Origin of the sequence: Streptomyces phaeoluteigriseus (genome assembly GCF_001896135.2) — a bacterium.
Lineage (GTDB): Bacteria > Actinomycetota > Actinomycetes > Streptomycetales > Streptomycetaceae > Streptomyces > Streptomyces phaeoluteigriseus.
On sequence record NZ_MPOH02000058.1, the window covers coordinates 1 to 19213 of the forward strand.

A 19213-nucleotide genomic window follows, 5' to 3' on the forward strand; every position below is an offset into this window, starting at 1 on the left:
TGGGGCATGGGGCATGACGGTGGGTGGGTTCAGGCGGAGTGGTGGAGCCAGCGCTGGAGGGTGGCGTTGATGCCGGCCGGAAGGGCGCTGAGCTGGTCGATGGCGTCGCGGTCTTCGGGGCGGGGCGGGATACCGGCTGTGGTCAGTGCTGCGTGCAGGTCGAGGCGGTGCCGGTCGCGTGGGTCGATGGTGTAGCTGAGACGTTCTGCCGGGTCGGGCGGTGCCAGCAGGTAGTCCGTGTCCTGGTACGGGTCGGCGAGGGCCGGCCGATGGCCGTCGGTGAGGTCGGCGGCGTAGGGGTCGACATACGCGTGCGCTACGTGGTGTTCGAAGGCGGTCGCGGTCACGTGCATCTCCTCGTCAGCGGCGTGCGGTTGTGATGGAGGGGAGTCCTCCGGACCTCGGGTCGGTTGCGACTTCGGCGGGATGTCATGCTGTTGGCGTCTTCGCCGGCTCATCGTCTGGTCCGACGAGCGGGCCGGACCCGCAGGGCTGAGGCAGATGTCGGCGATGCTGCTCCGGCCGTTGCCCGATGACGTTTCGTCAGCCCGCCCTGTGTCAGGGGACACGTGCCGGAACCGCTGGGCCTTGCGCGAACCGGCCGCCACTGTCGCGCTGGTGGCTGCGCCATCGCCCGAGTCGACCTCGCACGCGACGCCCCCGCGATCCGCGCCGCCCTCCACGAGGCCGAGGCTGCGGGAGAACAGCGCGTGGATGAAGCGCCGTCGCAGCACACCCGCACAGCCTCTGGGCCGTACGCCTTGTCGCGGGTCGTCGGCGGTGCGCGCCCGGAAGGCACGATGTCCTTCGGGGCACGGGGCACGGGGCACGGGGCGCGGCGCAGGGATTCGGGTTCAGGCGTTGTAGCCGCTGCGGGCGTCGAGCACCGCGCCCGTGACGTACGACGCGGGCGGGGCTCGCCAGGAAGGTGATCGCCGCGGCCATTTCGTCGGGGTGCCCCATGCGTTGCAGGGACAGTGAGCTGACCAGGGCAGTCAGGGTCTCGGGGTCCGGCGGTTGCATGCCGCCCTCCATCAGTCCGGCCTCCACGACGTCGGCTGTGATGTTCCGGGGTCCGAAGGCGCGTGCGACGCCCATGGTGTACCTCTCGATCCCGGACTTGGACGCCGAGTAGTCGGCCAGGCCGGGAGCGCCGACCCGGGAGCCCACTCCGGAACTCACCGCGATGATGCGGCCGCCCGTGCGCAGCACTCGGGAGGCGGCCCGGATGACGGCGATCACGCCGAGGTAGTGGGTGGCTGGCGGATCCTCACCAAGCTCCGCACCGATCCCGCTCGCGCCGCCCACCTCCTGCACGCTCTGCTTGTTCTGACAGACCCCGAAGTCAGCCGCTGACGGACGATCTACTGCGCAGACTGCCGCCGACGACCAACGTGAGCAACCCCCAGAGCCGGTCTCGCCCGCCCTTCGACCTGCGCCTTCAACTTGGCGGAGGCACTGTGGAGCAACCGCACCACCTGGTGGGGGAGTGCACTGCGTCTCTTGTGCGCAAGAGTGCCGGGCAGAGTCACGGGTAGGCGTGCGGGAAGTGCCCATGGACGGCATGGTGGAAGCAGGTTGGACAAGGCGGGAGTGCGTTCTTCATGCTCACTGTGCTGATGCAGCACGAGGGCACAGTGGTGGCACAGCTGCCGGAGCAGGTCGACTACGACAACGCCACCCTGGTCGGCGCGCAGTGCGAGGACTTGGTCAGGCAGGGCTGCGCCATCTTGGTGCTGGACGCTTCCCGAGTCGACTACCTCGACTCTTCGGGCATCAGCATGATCATCAAACTGTCACGCATTCTCGGCGACCATGCCGGTACTCTGCGCGTGGCCAATCTCAACGCCCACTACCAGCAGGTGTGGCGCTTGCTCGGGCTCGACTCGTTGTTCCCCGTTTCTCCCACTGTGCAGGCCGCGCTCGGGCCCCGGTGGAACGGCAGCGCGTCGGGGATGACGATCTCACCCCCGCCGAGCGGCTGGTAGGCCTTCGGGCAGTCCAGTGGCTGGCACGCCTCACCGCGTGACGGACTCCTGCACCAGGGCAGGTCCGGTCTCGGTGGGCCCGCGCCCGACGTCCAGTCGCGGTGCGATCGGTCGTGGTCTTCGACGGTCGCCGCCCCCGGAGGCATGGATGTCGAGCGCATTCGGGCGGGGACCGATTCCCGGGGAGTGCCGCCCGCTCCTGGAGGTAGAGCCAAGTCACCAGGCTGTGCGGGGCTGCGCCGCGCCCGGCAGGCCGCGGGGGTCGACCTTCGGCGGATGCATGGCCGTTGGGCGTCTGCCGCGGGGCAGGGCTGAAGGACTGGGGGTGTGGTGGCATGGACTGCCGGGTGGGGGGCACTAGAGGCGTGCCAGACGTGCCAGACGTGCCCGGCGGTGAGCCGTGGTGTCGGACGTGGGGATGTAACCGGTTCGCCGCAGGGTGGCAGGCAGCCCTGCGGGAGGGGCTTGAGAGGGAGAGGTATCACCGTGATCGTTCCGGCGGAGAAGGAACTGCGGGCTGTGCTGGCGCGGTTTGCTCAGGCACGCATCGATCATGATGTGTGCCCCACCGGCCGTACCAGCCGTGATCTTGAGGACTCCACGTACACGCTGTGTGTGATGACGGGAGCCCGTACTGCCGAGCAGGCTCTGGTTGCGGCCGATGCCCTTCTGGAGCAGTACCTTGCGAGCCGTGTGACCCTTGGTCAGGAAGATGAGACGCTCGCGGCGTAGGACTGATTCCTCTCTGCCTGCCTGCCTGCCTGCCTGCACTGCGTCAGCGGACGGCATCCGGCAGTTGTTCCCGGTGGCTGTGATGGCCTTCGCTGCCACGGTCGTCGGAACCGCGGCCCGTGCCGTCACTCGCGGGTGACCTGTCCGCGCACGACTGGCGTGGGACTCTTTACGCTGAACAGTGGGGGAGCGGCGCCCGGGCCGGATGGACCTGGAAGCGCGGTCGGGGCTGTGTAGTGGCCAGTCTTGTGGCCCGAAGGCGGCTCTGCGGTGTCCGGCCCGCGCCGCGCGGGCACGCTCTGCCGGGAACGTCGGGAGTTGGGCCGTTGCCCTGGACCTGGGTTCTGGGGGAGGGGGCGCGTGTTCGTCTTATTCATGGACCCACTCGGTGGCGGCCAGAAACACAGGACGTCCGTCGCGATGATGCGCGCGGCCATCGAACGCGGGCGCAGCGCTTGGCATTGCCAGACCAGTGAACTCTCCCTCGTCCGGGGGCGTCTCCGTGCTGCTGTCCGCCCGGTCGATTTCGAGGACGGCTTCTTGGCTTCGCGGCGGAACGGCCGCATGGCGCGGTGCTCAAGCCGCTGTCCGACCAGGTGTCGGAGGGCGACAAACGCCTCCTCCTCCTCCTCCTCCTCCTTGGCGGCCGGCCGTTCCGCAAATTCCTACGCCGGCCGTCCGGCGAGGACTTCCGCGCCGACATGGCCGCGGGCGGCACGGTCCACGCCGCGGACCTCGACAAGAACGACCTGCTGATCGCCGAACGTATCGTCCGAGCCTGCGGGCCGACGGACTGGAATTGGTCGGCGTCGGCGTCATCGGCGGCCGGCTCACCGAGGTGAACGTCACCGGCGTAGCGGGCCTTCCTGAGCCCATCGACCTCACCGGCCCCAGTCAGGAGCGAGCAGGTCACAAGAAGAGGGCCGGCGCCTCACATGACGCGTCCGGGAGACGTGTCATGTGAGGCGACCGGCCCCCACTTGTCGGTGCGATCGGATCAGAGCGGTCGGACCGACTCAGGAGGAAGTGACGGCGGCATGGGCGAGGGCAGCGGTCTCCTGTGGCGTCCCGTCGATCGGAATGGCCGCGCCCGCTTCGTCGTCGCCCAGCGGTTCGAGATCGGCAAGCTGTGTCCGCAGGAGGGCGGGCGGCATGAAGTGGCCCCGTCGCGCGGTGATCCGTTCGGCGATCAGCTCAGGCGAGCCATCGAGGTGAAGGAAGAAGACGCGCGGCGCGGCGGAAGCCAACTGGTTGCGGTAGCGCCGCTTCAGTGCCGAGCAGGTCACCACGCCTCCACTGTCCGCATGATCGGTCAGCCATCGAGCGATCTTCTCCAGCCAGGGGCGGCGGTCTTCGTCATCGAGCGGGTGGCCGGCGCGCATCTTCGCCACCTTGGCAGCGGTGTGGAAGTCGTCCGCCTCGGCGTAAGGAACCCCGAGCTGCTGTGCCAGCAGTTGGCCCACCGTGGTCTTTCCCGAACCCGACACGCCCATCACGACGACCAACGCAGCAATATTCTGAGGCATGCGTACACACTAGGGCCCGCCACACGGCGCGGAGCGCGGCGTTCTTTCGGCCTGTGCCTTTCATCTCGCGTTGTGAGTAGCTGCCAACGCTCACCAGGGCTACCGGATCGGCGCGGTCGCCCGCTCCCGCGGCAAGGCGGAAGCCCTCGTCACCGACCTCGAGAAGGTGACCGACGCGCCCGGCGACGTCTTCCACCTAGGCCTGCTTCGCGACGCGCGCCGCGTGTGCGTGTGTGTGGGGGAGCGGGCGGAGATCGCAGCGCACTACTCGCGTCTTGAAGTCCTGGTCGACAACGCCGGCCTTCACGCCTTCGCGCAGCGGATCACCTCCGAGGGCTTCGCGGACAAGACGGCCGTGAACTGCCTGGGCCCGTTCGTCCTGCCCGAAGCGCTGAAGGCAAAGGCTGGCCGCCTCAGCGCCGGCACGGAACGTCAAGGCCTCCGGAGCGGGTCGGCAGGCGAGAACGATCGCTCCGGCCGAGGATCTGCGCCGCACCGAGCCCTGTACCCGCCGGGAGTCCGTGGCTCTGTACGGGCGCACCAGGCTGATGACCATCTGTCGACGCAAGACTCGCCCGGCGGCTGGACGCGGACAAGGTCACCGTGAGCTGCTGCGACCCAGGCTTCAACGCCACCGGCCGGGCCACGAGGGCCGGCACGCCGGCCGGTTGCAGCCTCCCCCATCATCTTCGGATCCCGCTGCTGTCCACCCAGCGGTCGGCCTGCCCGGATGGATCAACGCGTGCCCGTGGCCAACAGTTGGAAGCGGAGAGTGTCGTACGCCCATCGCTCCCATTTGTCGGGCGGCCACGCGCGGTCGCGGGTCAGGACCAGAAAGAGTTCCGGACTGAGCAGGGCGTAGATGACGTCCGCCGCTTCTTCGGCGGTGAGGGCGGGGTTGGCGCCTGGCTTGCCGACGAGGGCTCTGGCCGCTGTCGAGATCACCATGTACCGCGGGTCGGTCTGCTCCGGCCACAGCTCCCGGATCTCCGGGTTGGTCGCTGTCGCGGCGCGGACCATCTCGTTGATGGCCGCGACCCGTTCGAGTGTCCTACGGGTGCCGGCGACGAGCGTGGACAGTGCGGACTCGGCGGTGGGTGCGGCCGTGATCTCGGCGAACCAGGGCCGCTCGAGCGTCGGCACGGGTTCGTCGTCCCCCGCGATCGCGATGTCGACCAGTTCCTTGAGCAGCGAGGGCTTGTTCCGGAAGACGAAGTAGATGGTCTGCACCGCCACGCCTGCCCGGTCGGCGATCTCCTGCAGCTTGGTCGCCCCATAGCCCTGCTCGACGAAGAGCGCACCGGCGGCCTCGATGATCCGCCGCCGTGTCTCCCGGGCCTTGTCGCCCCGTTTCCCCTTGACCTCACGCATGAATGGAGTCTATATCTAGAGTGCAACTCTAGAGGTTAACTCTAGTAATGGAGGGTGATGCATGTACACCATCGTCAACCGGCAGCAGGCGGCGGCATGGAACGACTGGGAGGGTGTCCACTGGGCTGAACACGCCGAGCGCTACGACGCGATGCTGGACGCGTTCAACGCGCCCCTCTTCGCCGCTGCGGACATCGGGGCCGACGCCCGGGTCCTGGACGTCGGCTGCGGCACCGGCCGGACCACGCTCATCGCCGCACAGCAGGCGTACGACGGGAGCGTCGTGGGCATCGACCTGTCCGCGCCCATGCTGGAACGCGCCCGCCGCGACGCCACCGCGGCGCGCATCGACAACGCCACCTTCGAGCAGGGCGACGCCCAGGTGCATCCGTTTCCCGGCCGCGGGTTCGACGTCCTTCTCAGCCGGGGCGGAGTCATGTTCTTCGCCGACCACATCGCGGCCTTCACCCATCTCGGGCACGCGCTCGTGCCGACTGGCCGACTCGCGTTCCTCTGCCCGCGGCCCGGGGGTCCCGACAGCGCGTACGCCCGTGCGACCGCCGCACTCTCACCGTTCCTGGGCGAGGCATCCCCCGCCGCCAGGGGGATGGCATCCCTCCTGGATCCGGCGCGCATCCACCAGGTACTCGCCGCCGCCGGGTTCACCGACATCGACGTAGCCCCCGCCGAGGCTCCCATGACCTTCGGCGCCGACGCCGGAGACGCTTGCGACTTCGTCTTCTCCATGGGCACGACGCGCCACAACCTGCGCGATGTCGCGCCGGCGACCATCGCTCGTATCCGTGCCGAAGTGCAGGACGCGCTTACGGAGTTCGAGACCACCGAAGGTGTCCGCATCCCAGGCTCCGTCTGGATCGTCACCGCGTCGCCGACCCGCGACCTGTCGATCAAGTGAGCGTGCGGCTCCGGCTCGCGCCCTGGTCATACCCCCGCGCCGCGGTTGCTCAATGTCCCGGGGGCTGGTGCAGGGGGACGGCGGTGATCTCGATGAGCCGGATGTGTCCGCCGGGAATGATGATGTAGTCAGCCTCGGAGGGCTGTGGTTGAGCCTCTCCGGGCCGGCGCACCGAGATCGGATGGTGCAGGGCGACGTCGCGGTAGTAGGTGTCCCGCTCGTCGGAGACCATGTGTCCGCTGCCGTACACCAGCGTGTCGTCGTCCATCAGCACTTGTACGCGGGGATCGGTCTCGCCGCGCCGGGGCTTGAGCAGTTCGGCCCACACCGTGCCGGGCGCCGTGGACCAGTTGCTCGCACCGTTGCGGCGACCGCGCAGCTCTCCCAGGGCCGCGCAGGCGAAGGTGCTGAGGATCAGCACGAGGACAGCGGACCTCACGAGGTGCCAGGCGTGCGAGCGGGCGTACGTCGCGCCGGACAGAGCGCCGTTCAGCGTGGCGAGGCCTGGCAGATACTCGGCGAGAACAAGGACGCCCCCCGCGACGGCCAGCGTCGCGAAGGTGCCGACCGTGAACAGTTCGGCGATCTCCCGGGCGGCTCCCGGGCGCTCGCGCAAGCCGTGGCGTTCATACCGGACGAGGTAGAGATAGCCGGGAACGGCCGCGTACAGCAGAGCCAGGAGGCCGACGAGGCTGGAGGGCATGAACGGTCACTCGGCGGGCGGGGCTGGAGGCACCCGCGGGGCGAGCGGGTGCGGGTGACGGTCGCTGGGCTGGTAGGGACCTTTCACGACGCCCAGCGGGGGGTCGTCGTCCGGATCCGCGTCCTCGCCCATCCGGTCGGCCAGCGCCGTGGCCTCTTCATCTTCGGAAAGTTCGCGTGGTGTCCGCTGCTGTTCCGCCTCGTGCGTCATCGTCGCTCCTTCGCCCGTGGGGGCTGTGCATCGTGGAATTGAGGTCACCTTGCTCCGTAAGCCGTGATGCCGGCCCACTTGTCGGTCTGCTCCGGGGAGTCACCCTTGTCCAGTAGGGCCACCGCGGCCCGCCGGGCGGCTTCCAGGGGAGCTCGGCCGTGGAAGCGGCGGACGATCCACTCGGCGGAGTGGCGCATCGCGAGCCCCGGCCGGATCGGGACGGGGCTCGCGAGCACGAAGGCCGCTCCCGCCTCGTGGAAGGCGTGGACCATCGCGTTGGCGGCGTCACCGGCGAGTTCGAGGGGGCGTGGCGTGACGGGTGCTGCACCCGAGAGCGCCCCATGCCCGCCGCTGTGGTCGGCCGGGACGCGCAGGCCAGTGCTGCACACGGTGAGCAGCACCTCTTCGAAGCACATTCGGCTCATGAGCACCTGCCCCGCCTCGAGTGTGTCGTCGGCCATGGCTACACCGGCGCCGAAGGGTTCCCCGGGAGCGGTCACGCCGTGGGTGATGATCTGGAGCACCTCCGTCCGGCCGCGCACCGGGGGTCCGGAGTTCAGCAGGGAGTGCAGCGCGGCGACCGTCGCCCGATCGCCGGTGAGGGGCGTCGCGCGCAGCCGCTCCGGCCCCAACCAGCCAGCCAGGTGGCACACCGCCTTCCGCGCTCCGGGGAGCGACTCGCCTTGGGACGGCCGGTCGACGCCCAGCAGCGTGGCCCTGACCGTTCCTGCGGGTTGGTGGTCCAGGAGCGGCGCGCTGGACAGGTTGGGTACGACACCGATGGCCGTCCCACGGATCACATGGCCACCACGGTGGCGGACGACCGTCCAAGGCAGGTTGTGCAGACGCCCGTGCGGGGACAGCAGACAGGTGCCGCTGCGCGTGACCTCCTCGGCGAAGTCCGGCGGGACGAGATCGGCCAGACCTATGCCGTGATGCGCCCAGAAGTCCAGGCGTACGGGTGTCTCTCGCCGGAGTTCGCGCTGATGGGCCTCCAGCGCGCCGAGGGTGTGGTCACCCAGCCGCCGGACGTCCGTGCGCAGTCCGCCGTCCGGTGTCGCCAGCAGGGCCAGGATGCCCTCGGGGCGTTCGTACAGGCTCAGGGCCACGCAGCGGCCGCGGTTGCTCCCGGGGGCGGCGGAGTGGTAGGCGGCCAGGAATCGGGTGAGTTGGTCCGGGTCGAAGGGCGGGTCGTCCCTGATGAGATGCCAGCGAGGGTCGATGGCACGGATCCTGGTCAGCAGTTCGGCCCGCTCTGTGCTCAGTCGGCTGGCTCGCTCCCAGAAGTGATGACGCTCGGCGTCTTTGATCCGATCGGTGAGTTCGGCGAACTCGGCGTGGTCCGGATCGTGTCGTGCGTTCCCTTCGACGGTGGCGGCGGTGTCGACGGTGTCGGCGGTGGCGTCCGGGGTGTTCCGTGCGTCCGAGCGGGCCAGGGAGAGCCGGGCGGAGAAGGCGCGGGCCTTGAGCAGGTCTGTGACCATGGCACACAGCGCTGCGTCGGCGGTCTCCTCTGCGAAGGACAGCGCTTCCTCGAACATCGGTCGGCGATGGCGCAGGTGCAGTGAGTCGAAGCGATGCCCCAGCGGCACGCGCAGCACTCGGTCGAGGGAGTGGGCCATGTCGCGATAGGCACGCGCCGCACCGGCTCGGTCCGCCCGGCCACGGTGGGCTCGGGCACGCTCGGCGAACAGGCCGGCCGCCAGGGCGTCGTCGGGATGGCCGGCCAGGAAGGGCGCCCCACGGTCGCACCAGCGCAGGGCTTGGTCACACCATCCGTCCGCCTTGGACACCCGGGCCGCCACGGCACGCAGGCGGCAGTACTCCGCGCCGCGCACCAAGCGCAGATGCGCCCGCATCGACGTCCGGTCTGCCGCGGAGGTGTCCTCGAACAGTGGGGCGACCTGCTCCAGCCGTCGGCTCGCTTCGGCGACCGCGCCTCGGTCGAGTGCGCAACGGGCCAGTTGCAGCAGCCCTGCCTCCGGCAGGCGGGTCGCCGTGTACAGCGGCATGCGGCGCAGGTAGGCCCGTTCGGCCGCCTCCGGTGCGCCCGTGTCGCGGAGCGCGGCCGCTTGCACGTCCAGCAGCCGGAAGTAGACGGTGGATGCCTGGAGCAGCCGGGCGGCTGTCTGCGGTCCGTTGCCGCCGTGCGTGAGGAGCGCCGCGAGCGGACGCATCGCTTCGGGATCGGTCTCGTCGATCGGCCCGTCCGGAAGGAGAGCGGCGAGTTCCGTCTCCAGCGGCGCCAGCACCTCCAGGGCGGTTTCGGCGTCGTACAGCCGGTGCAACGCCTCGGCCCGCAGGATCCGCAGGTCGCCGTAGAGGGCCGACGGCGTTCCGTGCGAGGGCGGGGACGCGTCGTCCTCCAGTCCCGTGGCCTGATCCACGAGGGCCAGTGCCTCATCGGCCCGGCCCTCCTGAAGCGCGTACTGGGCTTTGCCGGCCAGGAAGGCGCGGAGTTGGCCGGGTGTCGCGTGGGGCGTGAACTCCTCGGCCTGCGCCCAGTGTTCCACGGCCTGCCGGTGCGTACGGGCCCCGGACCGGTGGGTGGTCAGTTCCCGCCCGAAGGCGTCCAGCACCATTCCCGCGACGTCGGACGCCTCCACCGGCCGGGTGGTCACGCCGCCGGGCGCGTGGGGGACCGCCAGGATCTGTCGTCCGAGCAGGGTCAGCTCCCCGAAGAGCTGTCCGGTCGGCTGTCCCGCGTCAGCCGCCTGCCAATATCGCGCCCGCAGCTCGAGGAAGCGCGTGGCCAGGTTGTGAACTTCCCCCACGTGCCCCCGATTCCGTCATGCCGCCGACCGCCGACCGCCGACCGCCGACCGCCGTATGCCGCCCGCCCCTCCGTGGCCTGGGTGCGTTTCGTCCTTCCACGACCCCCGGTCCATGGCGACTCGGCCACCCACCGTACGACTGCCGGACCATGAGGGAAACCGTCGCTGGGAGCCGCCGGAGTGCACCATGCGGCGGTGCGCGCTGGCCCCTGCGCTGGTGCGCCCTGTGCAGCAGCACAGTTGCGGAGGGCGCGGCTTGATCCTGCCCCCGAGCTCGATGGCGTCTTCCTGGCCATCGAGCACAAATGTCTCGACGTGACTCCTGGGACCGTCAGACGTCCCTCCCGAGCTTCGGCGGGGTCGGGGTTGGCATCGAAGACGAAGGCCCGCAATTCTCCGGGGTTCGTTGTGCCCGTCTGGGACGTCAGCCAGCGTGGGGTTCGCTCGTTTTGGTGGTCGTCGGCGTTGCGCTATCCGGGGTGACCCGACAGCGTCGGAGACGTCGGCAGCATGGTGCCGTACCAGTGCTGCAGAACCTACGATCCAGAACGCAATCCCAGAACACTGTGCTGCACCACACCCGAGGGAAGATCACTCTTGCCCGAAGCCCTGGCAGCCAACTCAACAAGGGCCGACCGGAGTTCGGCGGCGGGCTCACCAAGGACGATCGCGCTGATGATCAGCTCCATCATCAGACAGTCGTACTCGTCGCCCATATTCCGATAGCGCTCCCCATCGGCCTCCACCACAGCAGAGGCGATCCTCCTCCCACGACCGGCCGCAGGGGCAAAGGACACCTCATAGACGCCGTGACCGGTCCAACTCCGGTGCATGAAGAGGACATCGCCTTCAACGAAGACGTTCCACTTCTCATCCATGTCCCGGGCTCGATATCCGCGCTGGATCCGGTCCCAGTCCTCGTCGGTCCAGACACGATCCGGCAACTGAGACACCGGACGGGCCATGCTGATCGGGTGGAGGCGTCGGAATGACTCTCGGGTGAGCGGGGCATCGGCAGTCATGACGTGATCCTATGGAAGCACAACTCCAACAGGACAGCGGGTTACCTGTCAGGAGCAGGCAACCTGGTCGTAGGGCGCCCCCCGGTCGCCTTTCCGATGCGTCCGCAGCGTCCTGAACAGGGGCATCCCGTACGCCATCACCTCGACGAATCCGTTGCCGCACTGACCTGTGCTGGAGCGGTGCCGGCGCCCTGGTCCTTGCCGCAGCCAGGCCCCGTGGTCCCCCGCAGGGTCTGCCCACGAATGGCACGGCCCCCTCGTCGGGCGATCTAGGCAGTGGGCGTGCCGTCCGCATGCCGGGCCTGGAGGCGGGGGCGAGGAATCGCCTCGTTCTCTCGAACGTGGCGATGCCGGGTCAGCACCAGGCGGTGCCGTCATGGCTGGCTGTGACTTCCAGGCCGTAGTCGTCGGCACTGTCCCCGAGGTCGCTGGGGAACCACACAGCGAGATGGGCGGTAGTGCCCGCGACGGGCTTCTCAAAGCACAGCGCCGAGATGTCGACCGCGAGGCTGCCGGGTGGCGGCGACGGCGAAGGGTTGCCGCTTTCGAGTCGCCAGCCGTCCTCTGTGGCGGCCTGGCGATAGAAGGTCACCACATCGGCTCGGGGCGTCGTGAGTCGGTAGTACTGCCCGGCGTAGGCGAATCCGTCATCCTCGTCGCATCCGGAGTACCGCTCGTCCCGGGGCCGCGTCCGACTCGGGTGCGCGTCGAGGATCGACAGGGACGCCAGAGCGGGGGCGAGCTTCTCGTCCTTACCGGTACAGCCGTAGAGCCCACCCGACAGCGCCCACACTCCCGTTGCCGCGATGATGGCCATGCCGCCCGCGCCGACGAGAACCAGCGTGGTCACTGCCTTCAGCTTCATGGCGCGGAGCGTAACGCAGTCGTCCGGGGGGGGGGGCAGGGCGCGCACGGCCCGCCACCAGTAGGCGGTGCATGGAACGTGGCGCTGGACGCTGTTCCTCAGCGCCCCCCTGCATCTGGCCGTGGTCGCCCTCGCCCGGTGTTTCATCACGGAGACCTCGCGGCGATCAGCCGCTTCGCCACGGTGGGAGCCGTCACGGCCACCGGCGCCGCGGGTGCCGTTGTCCGGGCCCTGCTCGGGGCGCCTGATCACGGCTGGACCTCAGCACGGACGGTGGGCGCCCTCGTCGTCAGCGTCGTATGCGGCACGGTGCTCGTGGTGATCAGGAGAATGGTGTCCGTCCCGCTGCGGCCGCCGGTCCTGCCGACAGCCGGCGCGGCTCGGCGGGCCGGGTCGCCGTCACTTCGACCGCGACCCCGGTGTCCACGCGATCGCCGGTAGGCTGGGGCGGTGCGCACGGTCGAGCTCCTGTTGGATGAGGCCGCAGACCTGGCGGTCCGAGAAGCCTGGAGGCGGCTGGCGGACGCGGGGCTGCCCAGTCAGGCGCGCCACCGTTCACCGACGAACAGCCCGCACCTGACCCTGGCCTCCTGCCCGGAGTTGACCGGCCCGATTCGGTACGAACTCGCCGAGGTGGCCGCAGCCCTGCCGCTGGCGGTGAGGTTCACTGGCGTGGTCCGTTTCGAGCGGCCTACCTCGGTGCTGGCCTGGGCGCTGGACTGCGACGCCGCGCTGGCCGGTCTGCACCGCCGGGTGTGGGAGGCGGTGGTCTCGGACAGCCCGCCCGAGACCCTTAACCCCTTCCACGCACCTGGGCGCTGGAGCCCGCACATCACCCTCGGCCGGACCCGGCGGGCCGGTGCCTTCGCCGGCCGGCGGGTCCCTGAGCTGCTGCCGGCGCCGCCCCTGTCGGCCGGATTCACCACCTTGCGCAGCTACGACACCCAGACCGGCGCCCTGGAGGTGCTGGAGCCCCGCCCCTGAAAGGGGTGCTGCGGCAGGGCTCGACGAGTTCGTGAAGTTGCCGTGCGCGGCGGTCGTGCGTCGCGCCGGTTCGGGGTCGCCTCCCGAGTGGGTCGGCGGCTCATGAGGTCGACCATTGCCGCCTTGATCGTGGCTTTGGAGCGTGGGGACGGGTCTCGTAGTCCCGGGCGAGGCGGTGGGGTTGAGCCGGCCGAAGGCGTGCTCGACGACCCAACGCCACGCCGGGGGATCACTTCGAAGCACTTCTGGGACCGTGGCTGCAGAAGCGTGCAACCGTGGCCGCCCGCATGCGTCAGTTCGTCAGGCGTCGGCGAGTAGGGGGTTGAACGGGGTGCTCGTGCGGCGGCCCGACATGAAGGAGAGGAAGTCGCCCACGAAGGTGCTTTGACCGTAGGTGCCGTCGGTGATGGTGAGGTCGCGGTGGAAGGCGGTGCGGAAGAGGGTCCGGTACTCGTCCGCGTCGATGCTCCCGCTGCCGTCCTTGTCGGTGGCGTCGAAAAGCACCTCGGCGACGCGGATGAGGGCGGGTCCGGCGAGGGAGGGAACGGCGGCGACGTATTCGTCGGCGCTGACGCGGCCGTCGCCGTCCGTGTCGAGGGCGCCTTGAAGCTCGCGCCACCATGCGGCGAAGGCGTCGTAGAGGCGCGTCTCCTCTGGTTCGTCCAAGTCGAGGCGGGTGGAGAGTTCGCGGGCCATTGCGGCGAGGTCAGGCCAGTCGAGGTGGCCGTCGCCGGTCTGGTCCAGCACCTGGCGAAAGAACTCCTCCGCCGAGCGTCGGCTCTCCGCTGGGCCCGCCGAAGGCGCGGGCCCGGGGTGGGATCGGCGTCGGCGCCCAGCGGTGTGAGGAGGCGGAGCAGGGCCGACGCCCGCTTCATGCGGACGCGCAGGGCGGTCACGGTCCGGGCGCGGGGGTCGTCGCTGCCAGGTGAGAGGGAGAGGAGCTCAATGATGCTCTCGGCGTTGATCCAACCCTTGGGCAGGAAGCGGGCCAGTCCGGCAGCGAGGTAGGCGCCCTGCATGAGGGTGGGAGCGCCGGGCATCTCGGGCAGGCCGGCTCGGCGCCGGTAGGGCTCGGGGAGCGAGGCGACGGTGATCGTGCCCAGGAGCGGTCCGGCGACGGCGCGGCCGGCCGCCCACAGTGTCGGCGCGCCGTCGAGCAGTGCCGGGGCGGGCAGGTGGTCGAAGAGCCGGTAGAGGATGACGCGGGCCGCCTCGGTGTTCTCCAGTTCGTTCTCGACGACCCGGTCGAAGTATCGCCAGAAGTCGTTCAGGTCCTCGGGGAGTTCTGCGGCGTCGCCGTCGAGTGCGGCGAGGAACGTGCGGTACTCGGCGTACATCCGCTCCATCGTGTCCTGGTCGAGCGGCTGGCCGCTCAGCCGGCACATGGTGACGGCGCTCTCGAAGAGGGTGGCGACCACCCACGCCCGGGTCGCCCGGTTCATCGCGTCGTAGGCGCGGCCGCGGGAGTCGGAACCGCTCATGCGGGCGTGCAGCCGGTTGAGCCGGGCGGCCTCCCGTTCGCGTACCGCCGGGTCGGTGCCGAACATGCGCCGCATGCTGAGGAAGGTGTTGCGAAGCCGGCGCCAGGGGTGGGCGACGAAGGTGGAATTGTCGAGGAGGGCGGCGCCGATCTGCGGGTGAGCGGCTTCCAGCACGGTGGCGCGGATCATGGCCAGCGCCCAGCGCGGGTCGTCGAAGAAGGCATTGAACTGCGATTCCGGGCCGAACAGAGCCGTCTCGTCGGCCGTTCCCGTGGTTCCGGTCGTCATGATGAGTCTCCGTTCGTCAGGGGCGGCACGCCGCCGAAGCGGCGGTCGCGGCACCGGTAGGTGTGCAGGCAGGCGAGGAAGTCGGGGGCCCGGAAGTCCGGCCAGAGCACTTCGGGGAAGACCCACTCGGCGTAGGCGACCTGCCAGAGCATGAAGTTCGAGATGCGCTGCTCGCCGGAGGTGCGGATGACGAGGTCGACGTCGGGGGTGTCGGGGAACTGCAGGTGGTCCGCGAAGAGCCTCTCGGTCACCTCGTCGGCGGGCGTCCCGCTGCGGATCAGTGACCTTGCGGCCTCGACGATGTCCCGGCGCCCGCCATGGTCGAAGGCGACGGTCAGTGTCATGCCCTGGTTGTCGGCGGTCAGCGTCGCCAGGTCGTCGAAGTCCCGGGCCAGTTCACGGGGGATGCGCGGATCGGTGACCCCGAGGAAGCGGCAGCGGATGCCGCGGGCGAGCAGCAGTGGCGCGTGCTTCCGCACGACCCGGCGGACCAGGCGCATCAGGTAGTCGACCTCGGTGCCCGGGCGGTTCCAGTTCTCGGTGGAGAAGGCGTACAGGCTCAGCCACTCGACGCCCGCGGCCCGGGCCGCCTCGATGATGTCGATGACGGTGGTCTCCGCGGCCCGGTGGCCCGCCGTGCGAGGAAGCGAACGCCGTTGCGCCCAACGGCCGTTGCCGTCCATCACGCAGGCCACGTGCCGAGGCACCGCACGCGCCGGCCCGTTGTCCTGCCGTTGTTCGTCGCCGTCCTGTCGCCCGCCCGGCCGGTCCTCCCTCGTCGCGCGTGCGTGCGGGACGCCGGGGTCCGGCACGCCCCGTCCCGTCTCGCCCGGAGCAGCACGGTCGGCACTACCGCGCTCGGTCACGCCCACCCCGCCTCGCCCCCGTCTCCCCATGCCCACGCCCCACCGGAGCGTTCCCTCTCAGGAGTCTGACGGCGCGAAAGGCTCCTGACCGGCCAAACAGGTGGACGTCACCCTTGGCTCAAATGCCCGATGACCTCGTTCCGGCAGCGGTCTCCACCACCGGTCGCGCGCCGCCCCTTACCGATCTTGCTCATCAATCGGTCGATCTTGCTGGGCGTCTTCCGTGCCCAGCCGCGGAGCCCGGCATGCTGATTACTGGAGTCGGCAGTGCTGGCCTGTTCGCCAGTTCGCGGTGGCGGCGGCAATCACGGTGCCCAGCCTGTCCCGGGCGCTCACCAGATCGCCGATCCGGCTGTCGATGCGATCCCGTTCCGCCGAAAGCCGGTGGATCAGCTCCGGCGTGGCCTCACCGTTCACGACACACGGCAGCAGATCCGCGATCGACTTGCTCGGCAGCCCGGCGGCGTACAGCTGCTGGATCAGCTGGACGCGGTCGACCGCGCTGTCCGGGTACTGCCGCTGGCCGCTGGGGCTGCGTTCCGAGGCGAGCAGGTTCTGTTCCTCGTAGTAGCGCAGCGCGCGAACGCTGACGCCTGTCCTGGTGGCGAGTTCGCCGATACGCATCATGTCTCTCCGATGTGAGGCGGACAACACTTCTTGCCTCTGACGTCAGCGTCAGGTTTTAGCGTATCTCGCGACGGCTCACCCCTCCGCCAAGGCGAAGGACGCGACCGTGACCAGCTTGTTCGACAGCTTCCCCATCGGAAATGCGAAGGAAGATCTGCCCATGACTGCATCAGACGCGGCGGCCACGGACGTGGCCATCACCGCTCCCGCCCCCATCGTCTCGGTGAAGCCGGTAGTGCTGGAAGCACCGGGCCGCGGTGAGGGCCTGCGGGTGAGGATCTCCGCGCCGACGACCGGGAGCGAACTGCCGATCATCGTCTTCTCGCACGGTTTCGGGTCGTCGTTGAACGGCTACGGTCCTCTGGCTGACTTCTGGGCTGCTCACGGTTTCGTGGTGATTCAGCCCACCCATCTCGACTCCAGGACCGTGGGTCTTCCCCAGGACGATCTCCGCACACCGCGGCTCTGGCGCTTCCGCGTCCAGGACATGAAGCGCATCCTTGACCAGCTTGATCTGCTGGAGGCCGCTGTTCCCGGGCTCAGCGGGCGCCTGGATCGAAGCCGCATTGCCGCAGCCGGACACTCCTTCGGCGGTCAGACGGCGGGCAATCTGCTGGGCCTGCGCGTCCTCGATCCGGTGAGCAAGCATGCAGAAGACCTGTCCGACTCGCGGATCAAGGCGGGCGTGCTGCTTGCCACGGCCGGCAGGGGCGGAGCTGACCTGACTCCCTTCGCGGCCGAGAACCTTCCATGCAGGATGGCCCTCGCCGATCTCGAAAGTGCCGAAATGCACCATGGAACCGGGGTCGATCGCCGTCTGCAGCTCCTCGTCGATCTCCCGCACCAGGGTCTCGCTGTCTGACTCGCCCGGCTCACGATGACCGCCGGGGAAGTAGAAGCGATCTCTGTCGTGACTACGTGTCACCAACACCCGATCATCCCGAACGAGGATCCATGCCACCTTTTCCGGTACATCGTTGCCATTCGTCATAGCTCGGGACCGTATCGGAGTGCTTCTTCTGCGTCAGCACCGTCCGCGCACTGAGCTTGGGGTCTTGTTGCCGCTGTGACAACCGGGTGAAGCGGCGTGCACCGATGCAGCCCCCTTGACCGTTCCGCATGCGCCCGGCAACCGCCCGTGCGGGCCGGTCCTGTTACCTTCTCCCGTCGGCATTCGTCATAGGTGTGACGACCGCATACGAACGGTCGTCGTACGGACGAGTGAATCGAGAACCGGATGCTGGCCAACATCATGTATGTGACGATCTACGTCACCGATCAGGACCGCGCGCTGGAGTTCTACACCGTGGGACTCGGCCTGGAGAAGCGGCTCGACTTCCCGGGGCCCGACGGGCGTTTCCTCACCGTAGGCGTTCCCGACAGCCCGGTGCAGATCATCCTGTGGTCGCAGGCGGCGACTTCGGGACAGCCGGCCGGCGCGCCCGGTCCGGTGATCCTCGAATCCGACGACCTGCGCAAGGACTTCGAGATCATGCGCCGGCGCGGCGTCACCTTCGAAGAGTCCGAACCCCAGGACTATCCGTTCGGGGTCCGCGTCGAGGCGGTGGACCCGGATGGCAACCGGGTCTCGCTCCGTCAGCCGCGCAAGCCGTGACCGCCCACCCGTCCGGTCTCGTGAGCGAGGACTTCGAAGCCCATCGCGATCGGCTGCGCGCCGTCGCGTACCGCGTGCTGGGCTCGCACGCCGACGCCGAGGACGTGGTCCAGGAAGCCTGGCTGCGCCTGGTCCGCCAGGACGGGGCGACCATCGGCAACCTGGCGGGTTGGCTCACCACCGTGGTCGGCCGAATCAGCCTGGACCTCCTCAGATCCCGCCGAGCCCACGTCGAAGTCGCCTACGAGCAGGAGTTCGCGAACCTCGTGGTGATGCCCGACGACGAGCCCGCGCCGGACGAGCAGGTGGCGCTGGCCGATTCGGTCGGCCTCGCCCTGCTCGTCGTGCTCGACTCGCTCACCCCGAGCGAGCGCCTGGCGTTCGTGCTGCACGACATGTTCGCGGTCCCGTTCCACGAAATCGGTCAGATCCTGGGCAAGTCCGCCGACGCCACCAAGATGGTTGCCAGCCGTGCCCGCCGCAAGGTCCAAGCCCAGGACCGGCCGACGGGCCCCGGCCGCGAGCACCGCGGAGTCGTCCAGGCATTCGGCGCCGCCGCTCTCAGCGGCGACTTCGAAGCGCTCCTACGTGTGCTCGACCCGAACGTGAAGCTGACGGTCGACACCGCCGACGGCGTGGTCGTCACCCTCGGCGCCACCAAGGTCGCCGCCGGTGCCCGCATGTTCTCGGGGAAGGTCTCCCGCCACCGTCCCGTGCTGGTCGACGGCGTCCCCGGCCACATGTCCTGGCGCTCCGACGGAACCCCTCTGTCCATCAGCGCCTTTACCGTCACCGAAGGCCGGATCACCGGCATCCACATCATCGTTGACCCGGCCAAACTCGCCTCGATCCAGCTGCCGGCCCCGGCCTGAACCAGGGGCGTCAGGGTCTGCCCGGGCAAGTGTGAGTCATCTCGGGCCGACCAGGCACCACGAGCAGGCGGCTGGGGCGGATTCGGGCTCGGTCCTCGGCGGAGCCGACCGTTACGACGCAGCCGTTGGATGCCTCCACACCACCTCCGCGCTGGACCGGCTGGCCGCCGACCGGACGCGCCCGCCGAGCGCAAGGCGGCGCAGTCGATCTCCGAACCGCGACTGCTGGAGGCAATCAGCGATTCGGGCGTTCGGAGCCTGCGCCATACCGGCTGGGGGAGTGGGCGCGGACGGCAGCCGCGGCGGTGTGGGCGCGGGTGTGGGTGTGGGTGTGGCCGGTGGTCGACGTCGTCCTGGCGGCCGTCGCGATCGC

19 protein-coding genes and 4 pseudogenes are annotated in these 19213 nt (G+C 69.6%); 10 read left to right on the plus strand and 13 right to left on the minus strand.

Annotated elements, in window-relative coordinates; translation table 11 throughout:
* Positions 1–29: 29 nt before the first annotated feature.
* Both BM536_RS41555 and BM536_RS43740 read right to left on the minus strand, forming a co-directional pair.
* Positions 30–347 carry a hypothetical protein gene (locus BM536_RS41555; RefSeq protein WP_170109994.1) on the minus strand — a complete coding sequence of 106 codons (318 nt, stop codon included), beginning with the start codon at positions 345–347 and terminating at the stop codon, positions 30–32.
* A gap of 211 nt (positions 348–558) precedes the next feature.
* Complete coding sequence (locus tag BM536_RS43740) at positions 559–1566, minus strand: SDR family NAD(P)-dependent oxidoreductase (protein ID WP_342748884.1); 1008 nt, start codon at positions 1564–1566, stop codon at positions 559–561.
* A gap of 38 nt (positions 1567–1604) precedes the next feature.
* Between BM536_RS43740 and BM536_RS38335 the strand changes: the two genes are divergently transcribed.
* From BM536_RS38335 to BM536_RS45175, 4 genes and pseudogenes are all read left to right on the plus strand, one after another.
* Positions 1605–1988: an STAS domain-containing protein gene (locus tag BM536_RS38335; protein WP_073497201.1), complete on the plus strand. Its 384-nt coding sequence runs from the start codon at positions 1605–1607 to the stop codon at positions 1986–1988.
* 486 nt (positions 1989–2474) lie between these two features.
* Complete coding sequence (locus BM536_RS38340) at positions 2475–2720, plus strand: DUF5133 domain-containing protein (protein WP_073497203.1); 246 nt, start codon at positions 2475–2477, stop codon at positions 2718–2720.
* Between the two features lie 375 nt (positions 2721–3095).
* Positions 3096–3476, plus strand: a complete 381-nt coding sequence (locus BM536_RS45170) for a hypothetical protein (RefSeq protein ID WP_425444730.1) — start codon at positions 3096–3098, stop codon at positions 3474–3476.
* Positions 3371–3684 (plus strand): annotated as a pseudogene (locus tag BM536_RS45175) (ATP-grasp domain-containing protein); the annotation flags it as partial. The gene BM536_RS45170 and the pseudogene BM536_RS45175, both read left to right, overlap by 106 nt.
* Positions 3685–3736: 52 nt before the next feature.
* On the opposite strand, the gene BM536_RS38355 reads toward BM536_RS45175, so the two are convergent.
* On the minus strand, positions 3737–4246 hold the full coding sequence (locus tag BM536_RS38355) for a gluconokinase (protein WP_073497208.1): 510 nt from the start codon (positions 4244–4246) through the stop codon (positions 3737–3739).
* Positions 4247–4412: 166 nt separating this feature from the next.
* Between BM536_RS38355 and BM536_RS40600 the strand changes: the two genes are divergently transcribed.
* Positions 4413–4853 (plus strand): hypothetical protein, encoded by a 441-nt coding sequence (locus BM536_RS40600; RefSeq protein ID WP_143651144.1) that lies wholly within the window; start codon positions 4413–4415, stop codon positions 4851–4853.
* Positions 4854–4981: 128 nt separating this feature from the next.
* Here BM536_RS40600 and BM536_RS38365 read toward each other — a convergent pair whose 3' ends face one another.
* Positions 4982–5617, minus strand: coding sequence for a TetR/AcrR family transcriptional regulator (locus tag BM536_RS38365; protein WP_073497212.1), 636 nt, complete (start codon positions 5615–5617; stop codon positions 4982–4984).
* A gap of 61 nt (positions 5618–5678) precedes the next feature.
* On the opposite strand from BM536_RS38365, the gene BM536_RS38370 reads away from it, so the two are divergent.
* A complete protein-coding gene (locus BM536_RS38370) occupies positions 5679–6533 on the plus strand; it encodes a class I SAM-dependent methyltransferase (RefSeq protein ID WP_073497214.1) in 855 nt (284 codons plus the stop codon).
* A 49-nt stretch (positions 6534–6582) separates the two neighbouring features.
* Here BM536_RS38370 and BM536_RS38375 read toward each other — a convergent pair whose 3' ends face one another.
* The 5 genes from BM536_RS38375 to BM536_RS38395 form a co-directional block, all read right to left on the minus strand.
* Positions 6583–7236: a DUF6338 family protein gene (locus tag BM536_RS38375; protein ID WP_073497216.1), complete on the minus strand. Its 654-nt coding sequence runs from the start codon at positions 7234–7236 to the stop codon at positions 6583–6585.
* 6 nt (positions 7237–7242) lie between these two features.
* Positions 7243–7446: a hypothetical protein gene (locus BM536_RS38380; protein WP_073497218.1), complete on the minus strand. Its 204-nt coding sequence runs from the start codon at positions 7444–7446 to the stop codon at positions 7243–7245.
* A 44-nt stretch (positions 7447–7490) separates the two neighbouring features.
* On the minus strand, positions 7491–10220 hold the full coding sequence (locus BM536_RS38385; RefSeq protein WP_073497220.1) for a CHAT domain-containing protein: 2730 nt from the start codon (positions 10218–10220) through the stop codon (positions 7491–7493).
* A gap of 536 nt (positions 10221–10756) precedes the next feature.
* Entirely contained in the window at positions 10757–11242 is a 486-nt protein-coding gene (locus tag BM536_RS38390; RefSeq protein ID WP_245874028.1) for a hypothetical protein, read from the minus strand.
* 355 nt (positions 11243–11597) lie between these two features.
* On the minus strand, positions 11598–12107 hold the full coding sequence (locus tag BM536_RS38395) for a hypothetical protein (RefSeq protein ID WP_143651146.1): 510 nt from the start codon (positions 12105–12107) through the stop codon (positions 11598–11600).
* A gap of 450 nt (positions 12108–12557) precedes the next feature.
* On the opposite strand from BM536_RS38395, the gene BM536_RS38400 reads away from it, so the two are divergent.
* Positions 12558–13091 carry a 2'-5' RNA ligase family protein gene (locus BM536_RS38400; RefSeq protein ID WP_073497232.1) on the plus strand — a complete coding sequence of 178 codons (534 nt, stop codon included), beginning with the start codon at positions 12558–12560 and terminating at the stop codon, positions 13089–13091.
* A 300-nt stretch (positions 13092–13391) separates the two neighbouring features.
* Here BM536_RS38400 and BM536_RS38405 read toward each other — a convergent pair.
* The 3 genes and pseudogenes from BM536_RS38405 to BM536_RS38415 form a co-directional block, all read right to left on the minus strand.
* Positions 13392–14860 (minus strand): annotated as a pseudogene (locus tag BM536_RS38405) (oxygenase MpaB family protein).
* Positions 14857–15543, minus strand: a complete 687-nt coding sequence (gene uppS / locus BM536_RS38410) for a polyprenyl diphosphate synthase (protein ID WP_245874031.1) — start codon at positions 15541–15543, stop codon at positions 14857–14859. The pseudogene BM536_RS38405 and the gene uppS overlap by 4 nt, the downstream one beginning before the upstream one ends.
* A gap of 435 nt (positions 15544–15978) precedes the next feature.
* A complete protein-coding gene (locus BM536_RS38415; protein ID WP_079275158.1) occupies positions 15979–16350 on the minus strand; it encodes a MerR family transcriptional regulator in 372 nt (123 codons plus the stop codon).
* Between the two features lie 163 nt (positions 16351–16513).
* Between BM536_RS38415 and BM536_RS38420 the strand changes: the two are divergent.
* Positions 16514–17104 (plus strand): annotated as a pseudogene (locus BM536_RS38420) (alpha/beta hydrolase family protein); the annotation flags it as partial.
* An 87-nt stretch (positions 17105–17191) separates the two neighbouring features.
* Here BM536_RS38420 and BM536_RS43750 read toward each other — a convergent pair.
* A pseudogene (locus tag BM536_RS43750) lies at positions 17192–17344 on the minus strand (DNA mismatch repair protein MutT); the annotation flags it as partial.
* Positions 17345–17590: 246 nt separating this feature from the next.
* Here BM536_RS43750 and BM536_RS38430 point away from each other — a divergent pair.
* Positions 17591–17968 carry a VOC family protein gene (locus BM536_RS38430; RefSeq protein WP_073497226.1) on the plus strand — a complete coding sequence of 126 codons (378 nt, stop codon included), beginning with the start codon at positions 17591–17593 and terminating at the stop codon, positions 17966–17968.
* Positions 17965–18840, plus strand: a complete 876-nt coding sequence (locus BM536_RS38435; RefSeq protein WP_073497228.1) for a sigma-70 family RNA polymerase sigma factor — start codon at positions 17965–17967, stop codon at positions 18838–18840. Before BM536_RS38430 ends, BM536_RS38435 begins: the two co-directional genes overlap by 4 nt.
* Positions 18841–19213: the final 373 nt, after the last annotated feature.